Annotated in this window: 10 protein-coding genes and 2 pseudogenes; 7 read left to right on the top strand and 5 right to left on the bottom strand. The window is 49.3% G+C overall.

All coding sequences use genetic code 11. The features are described 5' to 3' along the window. Positions 1 to 101: 101 nt before the first annotated feature. Positions 102 to 1,802, bottom strand: a complete 1,701-nt coding sequence (locus ACXIZX_RS00060) for a DUF4942 domain-containing protein (protein ID WP_479403330.1) — start codon at positions 1,800 to 1,802, stop codon at positions 102 to 104. Positions 1,803 to 2,598: 796 nt separating this feature from the next. Here ACXIZX_RS00060 and ACXIZX_RS00055 point away from each other — a divergent pair. Then, positions 2,599 to 4,098 (top strand): zinc finger domain-containing protein, encoded by a 1,500-nt coding sequence (locus tag ACXIZX_RS00055; protein WP_479403329.1) that lies wholly within the window; start codon positions 2,599 to 2,601, stop codon positions 4,096 to 4,098. Between the two features lie 475 nt (positions 4,099 to 4,573). Here ACXIZX_RS00055 and ACXIZX_RS00050 read toward each other — a convergent pair whose 3' ends face one another. Continuing rightward, a complete protein-coding gene (locus ACXIZX_RS00050) occupies positions 4,574 to 4,969 on the bottom strand; it encodes a GNAT family N-acetyltransferase (protein WP_479403328.1) in 396 nt (131 codons plus the stop codon). Between the two features lie 106 nt (positions 4,970 to 5,075). On the opposite strand from ACXIZX_RS00050, the gene ACXIZX_RS00045 reads away from it, so the two are divergent. The 3 genes and pseudogenes from ACXIZX_RS00045 to arsC all read left to right on the top strand — a co-directional run bounded on the left by ACXIZX_RS00045 (position 5,076) and on the right by arsC (position 7,539). After that, positions 5,076 to 6,253 (top strand): IS3 family transposase gene (locus ACXIZX_RS00045; protein WP_479403327.1). Its coding sequence is split into 2 segments (ribosomal slippage): positions 5,076 to 5,334 and positions 5,334 to 6,253, totalling 1,179 coding nucleotides; the frame shifts between segments, so codons are not numbered across the junction. Positions 6,254 to 6,257: 4 nt separating this feature from the next. Further along, a pseudogene (gene arsB, locus ACXIZX_RS00040) lies at positions 6,258 to 7,064 on the top strand (arsenite/antimonite efflux transporter); the annotation flags it as partial. Between the two features lie 46 nt (positions 7,065 to 7,110). Next, positions 7,111 to 7,539: a glutaredoxin-dependent arsenate reductase gene (gene arsC / locus ACXIZX_RS00035; RefSeq protein ID WP_479403326.1), complete on the top strand. Its 429-nt coding sequence runs from the start codon at positions 7,111 to 7,113 to the stop codon at positions 7,537 to 7,539. A gap of 53 nt (positions 7,540 to 7,592) precedes the next feature. Here arsC and ACXIZX_RS00030 read toward each other — a convergent pair whose 3' ends face one another. Both ACXIZX_RS00030 and ACXIZX_RS00025 read right to left on the bottom strand, forming a co-directional pair. Beyond that, the gene (locus tag ACXIZX_RS00030; RefSeq protein WP_479403325.1) at positions 7,593 to 8,282 is read right to left on the bottom strand and encodes a VIT1/CCC1 transporter family protein; all 690 of its coding nucleotides are present in this window, start codon (positions 8,280 to 8,282) and stop codon (positions 7,593 to 7,595) included. A 120-nt stretch (positions 8,283 to 8,402) separates the two neighbouring features. Next, complete coding sequence (locus ACXIZX_RS00025) at positions 8,403 to 8,960, bottom strand: cytochrome b/b6 domain-containing protein (RefSeq protein WP_479403324.1); 558 nt, start codon at positions 8,958 to 8,960, stop codon at positions 8,403 to 8,405. A 311-nt stretch (positions 8,961 to 9,271) separates the two neighbouring features. Between ACXIZX_RS00025 and umuC the strand changes: the two are divergent. Then, positions 9,272 to 10,317 (top strand): annotated as a pseudogene (gene umuC, locus ACXIZX_RS00020) (translesion error-prone DNA polymerase V subunit UmuC); the annotation flags it as partial. A gap of 490 nt (positions 10,318 to 10,807) precedes the next feature. Here the strand turns inward: umuC and ACXIZX_RS00015 are convergent. Beyond that, on the bottom strand, positions 10,808 to 11,266 hold the full coding sequence (locus ACXIZX_RS00015; RefSeq protein WP_479403323.1) for a hypothetical protein: 459 nt from the start codon (positions 11,264 to 11,266) through the stop codon (positions 10,808 to 10,810). A 693-nt stretch (positions 11,267 to 11,959) separates the two neighbouring features. Between ACXIZX_RS00015 and ACXIZX_RS00010 the strand changes: the two genes are divergently transcribed. Continuing rightward, on the top strand, positions 11,960 to 13,168 hold the full coding sequence (locus ACXIZX_RS00010; protein WP_479403322.1) for an AAA family ATPase: 1,209 nt from the start codon (positions 11,960 to 11,962) through the stop codon (positions 13,166 to 13,168). Beyond that, positions 13,165 to 14,151 carry a ParB/RepB/Spo0J family partition protein gene (locus ACXIZX_RS00005; RefSeq protein ID WP_479403321.1) on the top strand — a complete coding sequence of 329 codons (987 nt, stop codon included), beginning with the start codon at positions 13,165 to 13,167 and terminating at the stop codon, positions 14,149 to 14,151. Before ACXIZX_RS00010 ends, ACXIZX_RS00005 begins: the two co-directional genes overlap by 4 nt. The last annotated feature ends 535 nt before the right edge of the window (positions 14,152 to 14,686 follow it).

Genomic DNA, 14,686 nt, shown 5'->3' with positions numbered 1-14,686 from the left:
TGATCTTCTCCTGGTTGATCGATGTTCAGTGAGGCCCCGGCTTCGTCGTGGAAAACAGGGGCGGAGAATGGCAGGGCTTACACCCTGCTTTTTTCTGTGCTTTATTCGGGCTTATAAGCCACCAGGCGCACTACGCTTACCCCCGCTCCGGCAAACATGTCCTTGTGAATACCCGACCAGCTACAGCTCCAGTCCTTGAGCACATCCTTAAACAGCATCCCCGCAGGCAGGATAGCGGCGAGTCGCCCGCCGGGTTTTACCAGGTCAGCCGCCGCATTCAGATGCGCCAGTGCGCGGCCTTCGCTGTAGGGCGGATTCATCACCACCACGTCAAAGCGCTCGCGCGTCTCCTGCGCCCACTGTAAAAAATCCCCTTCAATCACGTTAAAACCTTTGGCCTCCAGCACGCGGCAGTGCAGCGGCGAAATCTCCACGCAGGTGGTCTGCGCCATCGGCATCAGGTCAGCAAGCCCGCCCATGCCTGCGCTCGGCTCCAGGCACTTGTCCCCCTCCTGGATGGCCACCTCATCAAGCAGCAGTGAGGCAAGCACCTCGGGCGTCGGGTAAAACTGGTGTGTTTTCTGATCCGGCAGCGCCCCGCTGAGCTGAATATCCTGAATCGCCGTGGTCGGGTCGTAATCGAACTCATACCAGGTCAGCGCATTGATGTTCTTCTTCACGCCGCCCAGGCTCATCAGCACCTTTTCCGCATCTGCACGCGCGGCCTTGTCTCCGTCCCGGTAACCTTTAAAGCGGCGGTTATACGGATTTGTCGTAATGGGTTCGCGTGGTTCATCCCAGCGGTTAGGCTGAAATGGTGTGGTGCGCTCGATCTCCAGCTCGCTCAGCTCCGCCAGCACGGAGAACGGCAGCAGGTTGGATTGCAGCGCAAAGCTTTTTGCCTTAGTGCGCGGCTTCTGACGGTGCTCTGGCGGGATCGCCGCCGGATGCAGGAAGGCCAGAATGTCATTGAGGCGCCAGGCCATATCCGGGTGAATTTCGAGATGTGCTGTACCCTTCAGGAAGGCTTTCACGCGCAGCGCACCACCATCGAGCGTGAGCCACTCCCCGGCTCGGCTTCGCGCAATCTGCAAAATTTTGTCGGTGGTGCGGTAGCTGGTCGGGTCGCGTCCCATGAATTTGGCGATCACCTGACGCAGGTCATCAATGTAGCCGGTGCGCTGGTAGTTATTGCCACCCCACTCGTCATAAACGCGCGCCATGATCATGCGCTTGCCGAAGCCTTCCGGGCGGTTGGTGACGTGCTCCCCTGACAGGTTGCGAAAGATGCCGTCCACGCGCTCAGAGAAAAACTTTTCACGCGAAAACAGCAGCTCGGAAAGCGTGGACCGCACGGTAGCCTCTTCAAAGTCCGGCGCTTTCATCTCGCGGATCTGCTCGTTCCATTCATTGCGGCGATCGTTGGGCATGTACTCGTACACGTCCGTCAGGTTTAACGCCTCCTGCCAGTACGCCGCATTCAGCGACGCGACAGCGCCCGTGACGTTAAACACCTCCCCCACGGAGAAACCGTAACCGCCCCGACGTCCGCTCAGGTTGCCGCTGATAAAATGCGCCACCGCTGGCGTGTTCTCATGGCTTGTCACTGCGCCTGCGATTTCCCCGATGATCGCGCGCGTGTGCTGGTAACGCCCCAGCAGGGAATCCACCAGATCGGACTCGACCGGGGCAAAGAACCCTTCCCCCAGCACCTCACCCGCCTGGCTTAAATCGCCCTGGCCTTTAAAAACCGATGATTCTTTAGATTCTGAAGCCGTGAAGTTGACGTTCTGCTGTGACATGTTGTTTCTCCTGCTTGCGTTTAAGTGATGTTTCTCTGAGTTCCTCGCCGTGAGGGCAGAACTGGCGCGCGGGCATCAGGCAGAACGCAGGGGAAAACGACAAAGCCGCAGCCCGCAGGGACCGGGTGCAGACGTCTAGCCAGGCGACCCTTGCGTGAGGCCGCCCGTGTGGCAGGTTTCTGCACGGCGAAGGGGCTTAAGAGAACGAAACAGGAAGGTAGGAATTAAACAGGGCACAGCCCCGGAACGGCACATCACGGTGCCGGTCCGGTCCTCAGCGGCCACGTTTTTTGTGGCCAGTGAACACGATGGCGCAAGCCAGCTGCAGGGGGGTGAATCTGACGTTACCATCAGACCCTAGCCTTAAGGCCCAGAACGCCATGCGGTCCGGTGGAGCTTTCCGGCTTTGCCGGTTAGCGTTATGGGGCTTGACGATCCGGCTACGCCAGGGAGCCGGAGGTGGCTAATAAATCAGTGATTAAATTATACCGTTCATCTGTGCGGCTTTCGGAAAGGTGGCTGGACCTAACATAGCTAACATTACGCTTTTTTCATGAATGGGTAACAGATCTAGACCAAAGAAAACCGAGTAACACACTGATTTTGAATCACCTGCCCAAAGGTTCAATCAGTGGGCCGCATCCATTAATTAATTTCACAACCACTAGTGGGAATTTCAGTTAGTAGTCATTTTTTAAACGACCAAGAGTGGATCAACCTCATTGATAAACACCCCCTAATCTTAGTAATGTCGCTATCTGTGACGTTAAGGAATTCACATAAAAAAGAGCGGGATATGACAAAGAAAAAAATTTGCACAGAATTTGAAGCAGCATGCATCACGGGGATGTCTCCAACGCTGTTACGGTGGCTGTCATCTTATGCGCCAAAACATAAGGAGAACAGAAAACTCAAAGTTGCAGAGAAGCGTGGAGACATTTACTACTTTGAGGTGGACGAACTCCATGCTTTTAACGCGTGGCTGAAAGCTCCCTGGCCGTTAATATCGGGAAAGCGCCCGCATATACCGACTGCAATACGCAATGAAATAAAGAATGAAGCAAATGGCGAGTGCGCTATATGCCATGGACACAAAGATACCTGCGAAGCCGCTCATCTTGATCCTGTATCTCAATCTCGCAACAACCACCCGGAAAATCTTCTCTGGCTGTGTAGAAACCACCATAAGGCTTACGATGAAGAACTGTTTGGACCAAATGAAGAAAACATAGAATTTGTGAGTAACTTTAAGCAGGTCCTTCATCGATACAATATTTTTCTGTGGCGCACGCAACATGAAATCAGTCATAAGCTCTTAACGGTCCTGGGTGATTGTGAAGGACTGGCCAAGCAACTTAAGATGGCCAAGACCCCATCGCAAATCAAGGCCGTTGAAACGATTGCTAAAGCTACCCTGGATAATCTGCCAGCTTTAGCCCCTGTCTCTAAAAGCGACCCAAAATATCAAGAGTTTAAACTCATCAAAAAAGGACTCTCGCTGGCTAAAGATAATAAGAGCAGTGTTGAGAAACGATTAGACGAAGCTCATGTGATAAGAAACCAGTACATTGCTGCTTACGGCTTTGTCGCTTGCCCTTTGTGTAGCGGTGAGGGACGGCATGATGGCTCGGATTGCCCTGTGTGCAATGGAGACAGAGAAGTTGAAAAAGACATCGCTAACCAAATAGATGTTAGCCGGTTTGAGAAGGTGGACTGCACTCTCTGTGAGGGAGCAGGACGTTACTACGGCGATGATTGCCCTGCATGTTGGGGAAATTCGCAGCTTGAAAAACGTTATGCTGAAACCATCGATATTAAAGATTTTCAGAACGTTGATTGCCCGCTTTGTGACGGAAGTGCAAATTACCAAGGCAATGATTGTCCCGCATGCGAAGGTAATGGGCAGATGAACAGGAGACATGCAGTAAATATTGATCTCAGAGAATATGAAGAGGTCGATTGCCCACTGTGTGATGGAGCTGGAAGGTATGAGGGCAATGATTGTCCTGAATGTGCCGGAGAACGAAGACTGCAACGTAGGTTAGCGGCTCAGATCGATATTGGCTCCTATGATGAAGTTGAGTGCCCCATTTGTGAAGGTCGCGGAACAAGAAACGGAGATGACTGCCCAGTATGCAATGGTGAGGCGAGGATCCGAAAACGCGATTCATATCAGATAGATGCCCGAGACTATCAGCCTGTTAAATGCCCTCTGTGCAAAGGAAAACGTCATTATCAAGGTGACGATTGCAGGAAGTGCGGTGGTGAGGGTGAAATAGAACGCCGTTTTACCTGAAGCACTCTTCAAGTTGTAGATAATCCAGGTACAGTGTTACGGAGCATCAGTGAATAAAAGGCGTGGCGCTCCGCAATTATGAAAGACCAGGTTAGTCATCAACTCTGGTCTCTGACCACTGATAAGCCTGGTCGTTTGAAGCCGACGATCAGGCAATCTGACCATCTGCGCTGTTGGTAGGGTTTCACCCTGCAAAAGGATGCGTACCACGGCTACAACTCAATATACAAAAATGGGGACAGCCCCAGCTCATCCGGGAACCGTTCGCCATCGGAGCAGATTTACGCGGTAGTGCATCAGACGAACAGCTGGCGGTGATAAACGTGAGAACAGCGCCGCTGATGCCGTCGTTTTACGGCTGGTACGACAGCAATTGATACACCTCTCATAGCTCAGCGTCAATCCGACACGGCTTTTGCTTGAAGACATTAAATATGACAGACCAAAAAGTGCCTGGAACAAACCTCGGCGAGCATTATTTTTCAGTAACACCATGATTTTTCTCTAATCTTACATCAGTGCCATTGATTATTTTTTTATCGAGCCATCCGAGATGCATGTAAAATTTTGCCGCACGACTATTTTTATCCGTTTCTAGCCACGCAGTCTTATGACGTTTGAATAGCTCGTGCTCAGCAAGTTCAACCAGGCTACGACCAATACCTCTGCCTACATATTCAGGTAATACAAACGCAGCAAAAAGACAGCCTTCATCCGGCAAAATCATTGAGAAGCCAATGACCTTGTCGTTGAGGGTTGCAACCCATGCGCACTGGCTTTGCTCAATCATCTCTGCAACAACGCTTTCGTTAATCCCCATTTCTTGCATTTGTTCGCGGCTCAGATGATTTTCAACAACTGAGGTTCTCACATCGAAAATAGAATCGACATCAGAAGGTTGGGCTGAAGTGGAATACTAAATCTGGCCACCTGAATAGAGGTGATATCATCGCCTCATAGTCAAAACAGGTGACATTATGACCGGACGTAACAGACGTAATTTTAGCCCCGAGTTTCGCCTCGAAGCTGCCCAGCTTGTACTCGATCAGCACTACACCGTTGCCGCCGCTGCAACGGCAATGAATGTCGGTAAATCCACGATGGATAAATGGGTTCGCCAGCTTAAAGAAGAACGCGCAGGGAAATCCCCAAAGGCCTCTCCGATGACGCCTGAGCAACTTCGCATTCGTGAATTAGAAAAACGACTGCAACGTGTTGAAATGGAAAACGATATATTAAAAAAGGCTACCGCGCTCTTGATGTCAGACTCCCTGAACAATTCTCGTTAGTTGAGAAACTCAGGACGCGGTTTCCTGTTGCCTTTATATGCAATGTGTTCGGGATCCATCGCAGTAGCTATCGGTACTGGCTAAGCCGACCGCAGAAACCTGATGCAAAACACATCATTATACTAAGCCTGGTTCGTGAAGTTTATCATGCCAGTAATGGCTCTGCGGGGGCCCGGAGCATTGCCGATATGGTCAGCGCAAAAGGTGTTCCGTTGAGTCGCTGGCGGGCCAGTAAGATAATGAAAGAGCTGAATATTGTTAGTTGCCAGCAACCGGATCATCGCTACAAAAAAGCCACAAAAGAGCATGTGGATATCCCTAATCATCTGGATCGCCAGTTTGCAGTAACGAAACCTAATCAGACCTGGTGCGGCGACGTGACCTACATCTGGACGGGCAAACGCTGGGCTTATCTGGCGGTTGTTCTGGATTTATTTTCCCGCAAGCCAATAGGCTGGGCGATGTCGTTTTCTCCGGACTCAGGTCTGACAGGAAAAGCATTAACGATGGCCTGGGAAGCCAGGGGGAAACCGGCTGACGTTATGTATCATTCTGACCAGGGGAGTCACTATACCAGCAGGGAATTCAGACGGTTACTGTGGCGTTATCGTATAAAGCAAAGCATGAGTCGCCGTGGAAACTGCTGGGACAACAGCCCAATGGAACGATTTTTTCGCAGCCTGAAATCAGAATGGGTACCGAACTGTGGATACGCTAATTTTAGCGAAGCAAATAGATCAATAACAAATTACATCATTAGTTATTACAGCCAGCTCAGACCCCACCAATATAACGGTGGCTTAACACCCAATGAGTCAGAGCGATTGTTCTGGAAAAACTCTAAAACTGTGGCCAGTTTTTGTTGACCACTTCAATATTGTTTCGGCGGACTTTTTCCATCTGGGATTCAGTGATTACGCGTCGGTTATGGTGCCGGTCAACGTTGCTTCAGTGCTGGCGACGCTCATTATGCTGCACCTGTTTTTCCGAGAGGAAATCCCGGCAAAGTATGACGAGGCGAAGCTCAAAGCGCCACTCGACGCCATACGTGATATCAACACGTTTCGCACCGGGTGGGTGGTACTCATTTTGCTGCTGGCTGGCTTCTTTGCGCTCGAACCGCTTGGCGTGCCGGTGAGCCTGGTCGCGGCTGTCGGCGCACTGATCCTCTGGCTGGTCGCGCGGCGCGGCCACGTGATTGATACCCGCAAGGTGCTGCGCAATGCGCCCTGGCAGATAGTGGTGTTTTCACTGGGCATGTACCTGGTGGTCTATGGGCTGCGTAATGCAGGTCTGACGGCGTATCTGACCATGCTGCTCAACGATTTCTCCGCTTCGGGCGTCTGGGGGGCGGCGATGGGAACCGGGTATCTCACGGCCCTCCTCTCATCCGTCATGAACAACATGCCCACGGTGCTGATTGGCGCGCTTTCCATTGATGCCAGTTCGGCACAGGGTATCGTGCGTGAGGCCATGATCTACGCCAACATTATCGGCTGCGATCTTGGGCCAAAAATCACGCCAATTGGCAGCCTGGCAACACTCCTGTGGCTGCACGTGCTGTCACAGAAAAACATCCGTATCAACTGGGGTTACTACTTCCGGGTCGGCATCGTTATGACGCTGCCAGTGCTGACCGTTACGCTTGCCGCGCTCGCGCTGCGTCTGTCGATCTGACGATAATCCGGGGCGGCGCATACGGCCCCTTACACGAGGTTTTACCATGTCTGACATTACCATTTATCACAATCCCGCCTGCGGCACTTCGCGTAATACGCTGGCGCTGATCCGCAACAGCGGTGCAGAACCCGTCGTGATCCATTACCTGGAAACCCCGCCGACGCGTGAAACGCTCGAGGCGCTGATTGAAGCGATGGGTACCGGCGTACGGGCGCTGCTGCGTAAAAATACTGACCCGTATGAACAGCTGGGCCTCGCCAACGACAGTTTCTCTGATGAACAGCTGCTGGATGCCATGCTGGCTCACCCGATCCTGATTAATCGCCCGATAGTGGTCACGCCGCTGGGAACGAAGCTTTGCCGCCCTTCAGAGGTAGTCCTGGACATCCTGCCAGACCCACAACAGGGCCCGTTCACAAAAGAGGATGGTGAAGTGATAATCGATACGTTGGGCGGTCGTTTGATTAAATGACAGACACTGTCGTCTTCCATGACAACGTTTAGTTTCAGCTGAAGCTGTCATCCTCATGTAAAATGGCTGAACAGACTCCCCGTTAAACCAGATGCAGCCATCGCCAGGCTGCTCCAGAAACTCACACGGATTACACTGCGAAAAACAGGTGCCCCACCCGCTTTGGCAGACAGGGCTCCCAGTAATACAAGAGAAAGCATTGCTGTAATGACAATACGCATAATGCTTACTGGACCAGAAATAAGTATGACGGAACTCAGTGGCAGAAGCGCGCCGACCATAAAACTTCCCGCAGAAAACAGTGCCGCCATTAAAGGTCTGGCGGTGCTGAATTCAGTTATTCCAAGTTCATCACGGGCATGAGCATTGAGCGCATCGTGTTTCATCAATGCCACCGCTACCTGCCGGGCAAGATCCGGATTGAGACCCCGGTGAACATAAATGGCCGTGAGTTCGTGCATTTCACCCGTGAAGTTTTGATCCAGTTCCCTCTGCTCCTCAACAAGCGCAGCCCTTTCGGTATCGGCCTGGGACGAAACTGAAACATACTCACCTGTAGCCATTGACATCGCACCGGCCACAACACCTGCAACACCAGCCAGTAAAACACTATTGTGGCTGCCACCGCCCGCGACGACGCCAGTCAGAATGCTGGCAGTAGATACAATACCGTCGTTAGCCCCCATAACAGCAGCACGGAGAACACTAGAACGGGAAATCTTATGAGATTCATCATGGCCCATGATTGGCTCTTCATTAGGTTTACACTGACAGGAATTCAACACTTTATCTTTATTTCTCAGTAACGTTAATCATCTGATATGTAACGGTAAAAAGTCAGGTTAACAACCAGAAGCCTTGAATTAATCCTCCCAACTGAGAAGCATATGTAGCAGTCCCATGGCTCCGTGTGCGTAAAAATAAATTTCAATAAACGTTGTCAGAAATTTGTGCCAGTGGAGATAGTATCTGGCCGTCTCGGCGGGCAACCCCAGTAGACTATTGGCCATGAACCACATGCCACCAGAGACAGCAACCAGAAGCAGAGAGATAACACCAAGGCCCTGAATTGTCGCAGCGATCCCCCCTTTGGCGGCTTCGGGCAGTTTCAACCGGGCCAGTTGTAACAGATCAGTTTTAATACCGCTTAAATCTAAAGTCACCCAGGCAAAGTACCATCTGAAACCGCGTTGCGTCAGCATCCATACCAGCAGAGTTATGCCGAGTAAAATCAACATAAAACCAGAAATGATATGGAACCAGGTGACCAGTGAGACAAAGCTGTGCTCACTCAGCGCCTCACGTTCAGTCAGGTTGGAATTGACAATCTGGGACAGAATCAGCAGGGCTATAGTAATGTGAAGAGCCCGAAAAAAGGGCGCATAGTCATGCGGGAGTAATGCCAAAATTTTGTTTTTCATGATTTCACCATGAGCAAAGGAATTAAGGCTATTTTTTTCCTTCAAGATTAAAACAACCTTAGCTCATTCATAATTTCATATAAAACAAGATGATAATGAGTTCCATTATTACTTAATGCGCCGTTTAAGAAATTATCCGTTGGTATCAATATTAAATATCTGGTTCGACACTTCTGCATTTTATCGTACAAGCGCCCTTATCTTTCTCCTTCTAACTTCTGTATCTTCACTGCACCAGATAAGCATGTTAAAGCTGCATTAGAACGTCATATCACATACAGTTAAGCAGCTAAGTTACGCTAGAATTTCCATTCCACATAAACCACTCAATGAGCACCCGTGTAATGTCCTGCATTGAGGAGATGGTCCCCCGCCTGGAAGTTTATTCTGTGGATGAAGGGTTTTGTGACTGCCGGGGTATGGATCTGGCAATGACTCATGAAAATTTTGGCAGAATGATCCGTGCCCACGTCCTTCTGTGCACCGGCCTGAGTGTGGGCTGCAGCCTGGCACCGACGAAAACGCTCGCAAAATCTGCACAGTGGGCAAGTAAGGAGTGGCCACAGTTTCGTGGCGTGCTGGCTTTAACAGCCGATAATCCCGAACGAATTGAGGCGATGCTCTCCCGGCAGCCGGTAGAAGAAATCTGGGGCGTAGGACCAAGGATAGCCACGCGGCTAAACCTTCTAGGTATCAAAACTGCGCTTGACCTTGCACGCACCTCCCCTGTATTCATCCGTAAAAACTTCAGCGTCGTGCTGGAGCGCACGGTACGGCAACTCAACGGAGAAGCCTGCATTGAGATGGAGGATGCTCCCCCACCTAAACAACAGATTGTTGTCAGCCGCAGCTTCGGAGAGCGCATCACGACTTATGATTCTATGAGACAGGCCATCTGTACCTATGCAGACCGCGTCGGTGAGAAACTGCGTGAGGACCGGCAGTTCTGCCACCATGTCTCAGTGTTTTTCCGCACGTCACCCTTTGATACTGGACAGCCCGGTTACGGCAACACAGCCTTTGTCAGATTACGTGTCGGTACGACACCCGCGATATTATTGAAGCGGCAGTCAAGTCGCTTGATACTATTTGGCGTCCCGGCTTCAGATACGCAAAAGCCGGAATTATGCTGGATGATCTGAGACCAAACGGCGATGTACAACTCAATCTCTTCGATGAAGAGACACCGAGACCCGGTAGTGAAGTACTAATGAGCCTAATGGACAAAATTAACCGCTCAGGGCGGTCCAGCCTTGGATTTGCCGGTAAAGGTATTCAGCCAGAATGGAGGATGAAGCGTGAGATGCTAAGTCCATCATGGACAACAAGTTGGAAAGATATTCCGTTAGCGTATTTATGTTGTATACGAAGTACAAATATCTCATCTGTCTTGGTTCGTCAGATGCAGTGGTTACCCTTACATTCCAATCCAGTCAGATTTTTAAGCTTTTAATTCAAAGTTACAAATGCCAATTGTAAGGAGATGGAAGGGAGTGCTATTTCGGGAAAATGGTATTCCTTGAAGAGATCAGGTTTCCGGGGAAGTCTTCAAACATCCAGGTTATTCATTCATATGGTCCCCGAAAATACGCATCAACCCCAGTAATCGTGATTGGATTTGATGGTCGCGATATGCTCCTCGGTCTTATCTTTTACTTAACCTATCCCGGTGAAAGTTATCTTAATAGAGTGTTCAGCAAGTATGCATTGGCCGTTGGGATCCCATGACTTGATGTTGGTCAATGATTTCTCAATCGTGGAGTAAATTATTATAAATAACAGAGTCTTTTCTCTGCCCAGTTCGTCATAAGTGTATTCAGAGACTTCAGTTGCTGACCGCTTAGTTTTCAAAAGGCTCTTATAATCATATTTATAGATGGTCTTAGCATTGTCATAGCGGATGTTGCTGGTACACGTACATTCGTTAACCGCAGATTGCTATCAAGTGTGAAGACAGTATCAGCAATACCCACATTCTGGAGGAAATCCGTCTTCATTTCTGAATGTTCACTGAATTTGCTGATAACGCCATTTTGATTCAGCAGAAAGACACCATCAATATGCTGCTCAAATACTCTCCTTTTCTGCGGAGTGGTGTTTTTGGTATCAAACATTTCAAAATGTTGTCTGTAATCCAAGCCATCCTCCTGCTGATCCAGCGAGTATTTGAAAGTACACGCCAGAACACCTTTTGTACTCCTGAACTTCTTTTCCTGAACCACTAAGCCGTTCATGAGTTCTCCACATCGGCTAAAACGCACAATTGATTTGTCTTGGATATATCCAACTTTGCGTTCTTTGCTCATATCAACTGTTTTGTGATTTTTATCACAGTATTAAGAACAAAGAGAATGCGTGATTTGACCTCATTGTTTCGCTTTTCTTTATCAGTTTATTCCGCACCATATGCCTTGGAGATACAGATAGAGAAAAGAAAGAGTAGGGTGATCACTTCTCCAGTAACCATAATGACATCCCTTAATCGCCTTTTTGGCAGCACGCATCATACTGTGTTCTGACCGAATAAAATCGTACAGTCATGTGAAGCAGAACTTCCCTCTATGTTAAAACTGTGTCTTACTCTTAAAACAACTTTCTGAGTGATTACCCAGATGACATTTTGTATGTCGACTTGGAATCTGGCTATTATCGATTAAGCATACTTCAAGTCTGCTGCTATGCTCCGGTGCTCCAGTCTGGGAATTTCACCTTGAAAAAAATCCATTTATTCGTTTAATATCAACATCTTAATATTGAAATTAACTTGGGGGATTTCAGCAGTTTTCTGGAGCTTATCTCACTCCGAAAAAGTCGATGGGGTAGGGAAGGGGAACATAGATTCAAAAATCTGTGAATTAAGTATCGACCCTTCAGTAAGGAATCAAACGCATGATCAACATAAATCTTTGCGTACAAACATTTTGTGAATTTACCTAAAAAGTTGCACTAGCAATTTTTTTACGTACACTGACGTCATTGATTGCCAACGGAGCGGATGAATGAAAAGTAATTATGGCGGGTTAGACGAAACCGCGCGCAGAGCAAATGCTATGCTGCGCAGTATGAGTGATGACATTACTGTCAGACGAAATGAGTTTGGCCTCGATCAGTATTATCAGACGTTCACCCGTAATTCGGTGGCAAACCTTCCCAAACTTAGCCGCCGTGCCGTTGAGCAGGCCATAGATGAAATGGAAGAGCAGGGTCACGTCTTTGGTAAGAAAGACGCAGGCAACGCTAAGCACTATGCCTTGACTATTCAGGACGTCGTAGACATCTATGCCCACCGCAAGGTACCCAAATATCGCGACCTGCACGCAGGGGAGGGACCATTTGTCGTATTCGTCGTAAACCTGAAAGGAGGGGTTTCGAAGACCGTCAGTACCGTTACGCTGGCACATGGTTTACGGGTGCATCAGGACCTGTTGCAACATGATCTGCGAATCCTTGTTATTGATCTGGACCCACAGGCCTCCAGCACCATGTTTCTCAATCATGCCAACAGCATCGGTTCCATTATGGAAACAGCGGCGCAGGCAATGCTGAATGACCTGGATGCCGAGCAGTTAAAAGAAGACATCATTAAGCCCACCATCATTCCTGGTGTGGATGTAATACCAGCCTCAATTGATGACGGCTTTATTGCCAGCCAATGGAATGACCTTGTCAGCCAACATTTGCCTGACATGCTGCCTTCCGAAGTACTACGTCGCACCATCATTGACCGGGTTAGCAAAGACTACGACTTCATCTTTATTGATACCGGACCGCATCTGGATGCATTCATGCTTAATGCACTGGCAGCCAGCGATCTGCTCCTGACACCGACCCCACCAGCGCAGGTTGACTTCCATTCGACGCTCAAATACCTCACCCGTCTGCCAGAAATGATTGAGCAACTGGAGGAAGAGGGGATTACTCCGCAGATTAAGGGCAATATCGGCTTCATGTCGAAAATGACCTCAAAACGCGATCACGAGATGACACACGGTCTGGCCCGTGATGTGTTTACCTCACACATTCTCGACGCGACATTGCCGCGACTTGATGGATTTGAGCGTTGCGGTGAGAGCTTTGACACTATCGTCAGCGCCGACCCCAGCTCCTATCCGGGCAGCTCCGAAGCCCTTAAGAATGCAAAACGCGAGGCGGAACGTTTTACCCAAGCGGTATTTAAGCGAATTGAATTTGTAAGGGGAATCAAATGAAGAAGGAAATGGTCAAGCTGGGTCGCCAGCTGGGAAACTCAAGCTTCTCAAAGATGATGAGCGAGTCTGAAAGCGAACGTGTCTTTACCCTGAAATCAGGCGCCGAAGCGCGCTTTACGCTGACTAAGATTCTGCATGACGACATTGAGTCGCAGACGTTTGTGGATGCTTCAGTCAATGGTCGGGACCAGAGCTTCCTGACCGAAGAGTCAGTCAGCGATATAGCCCGTACAATCAAGCTGCAACAGTTTTTCCCGGCCATCGGCAGAGAGGTAGAAGGGCGCATAGAGATACTTGATGGCTCGCGACGCCGTGCCGCCTGCATCTTTAACGACACGCCGTTTGAAGTTCTTGTCACGCGCGATGCATTGTCACTGACTGACGCACGCCAGCTGGCTGTAGACATTCAGACAGCCCGCGAGCATACCCTCCGTGAGCTGGGTAAAAGGCTGAAGCTGATGTATCCGGAGGAGATGAAGCAGGGTGACATCGCCGCAGCGGAAGGGCTTTCTGCGGCAAAAGTCACACGTGCTTTCCAGGCAGCAGCGGTGCCCGATGAAATAATCGCCGTATTCCCTTCAATAAACGAGCTGTCGATAAGTGACTATCAGACGCTGCTTGATGTTGCAGAGAAAGCCAATGCCAAAAATATCAGCGCTGAGGAGTTGGCCGACAGTGTCCGTGAACACCTGAGCAATGAAACCCTCACAGAACATGACGACTCTTCGCTGAAGGCGAAGATCATCAGCCTTTTCCGTTCAGAAAGCGCGGATGCCCGAAATGCCCGGGGTGGCAAAAAAATTGTCACTGAGAAGATTGCAGACTTTGCGGACAAAAAGCAGTTTGCACGTAAGAAGGTCGACGCTGATAAGCGTCTGGTCACATATGAGTTCTCACGCCTCCCTGCAGCCTATCAGGCGGAGCTGGATGAAGCGGTGAAAGCCCTATTAGCGCGCATGAAAGCGGATAACAGTAAACACTGATTCCCAGCACAGAGAACCTATCCGGGCCTGAAGACATCCTCATCCTCATCTTCAGGCTTTTTTAAATGTCACCACGTATTAAACCATTCAATATTACCCATCCAAATTCGCATGTAAGTTCATGTAATACATGTATAAATGCTATAAATTTCAGTTTGAAATTCCCCTCATCAATGATTCTGTGTATGCCGGGCGTCTTTAGAATGGCCTCAGTAACAAACTTGGCAGTGTTAATCGCAAACAGATTCTGTACGTCACTCTTCTATAATGGTGACAGGTTCACTGACGATGAAAATCTGTCATATGCTTAATAAGGCATCTTCGTACTTCGAGACTTTCTAACGAATTAGAAAATCATTTTCATGCAGATCGTAGTGAAGATGACTGAGGTTCAGAGCACATGAGCGCTGATATGAAAAAGGAGTTCGAGACACTGCTTGGCAATCGGATTCGTATGTTCAGTTGCCCTGAAATAGTGGATATGAAAGTTTGTCAGAAAAATTAAAGCACCTTTAACCACATCGCATGCAACCGA

The organism is Candidatus Pantoea symbiotica (assembly GCF_056491525.1).
This window is presented reverse-complemented; position numbering and strand designations above follow the sequence as displayed.

Excerpts from the sequence above, each read along its gene's own strand:
- ACXIZX_RS00010 (WP_479403322.1), top strand. The coding sequence starts at position 11,960 with ATGAAAAGTAATTATGGCGGGTTAGACGAAACCGCGCGCAGAGCAAAT.
- arsC (WP_479403326.1), top strand. The coding sequence starts at position 7,111 with ATGTCTGACATTACCATTTATCACAATCCCGCCTGCGGCACTTCGCGT.
- ACXIZX_RS00005 (WP_479403321.1), top strand. The coding sequence starts at position 13,165 with ATGAAGAAGGAAATGGTCAAGCTGGGTCGCCAGCTGGGAAACTCAAGC.
- ACXIZX_RS00060 (WP_479403330.1), bottom strand. The coding sequence starts at position 1,802 with ATGTCACAGCAGAACGTCAACTTCACGGCTTCAGAATCTAAAGAATCA.
- ACXIZX_RS00030 (WP_479403325.1), bottom strand. The coding sequence starts at position 8,282 with ATGGGCCATGATGAATCTCATAAGATTTCCCGTTCTAGTGTTCTCCGT.
- ACXIZX_RS00015 (WP_479403323.1), bottom strand. The coding sequence starts at position 11,266 with ATGAGCAAAGAACGCAAAGTTGGATATATCCAAGACAAATCAATTGTG.
- ACXIZX_RS00055 (WP_479403329.1), top strand. The coding sequence starts at position 2,599 with ATGACAAAGAAAAAAATTTGCACAGAATTTGAAGCAGCATGCATCACG.
- ACXIZX_RS00025 (WP_479403324.1), bottom strand. The coding sequence starts at position 8,960 with ATGAAAAACAAAATTTTGGCATTACTCCCGCATGACTATGCGCCCTTT.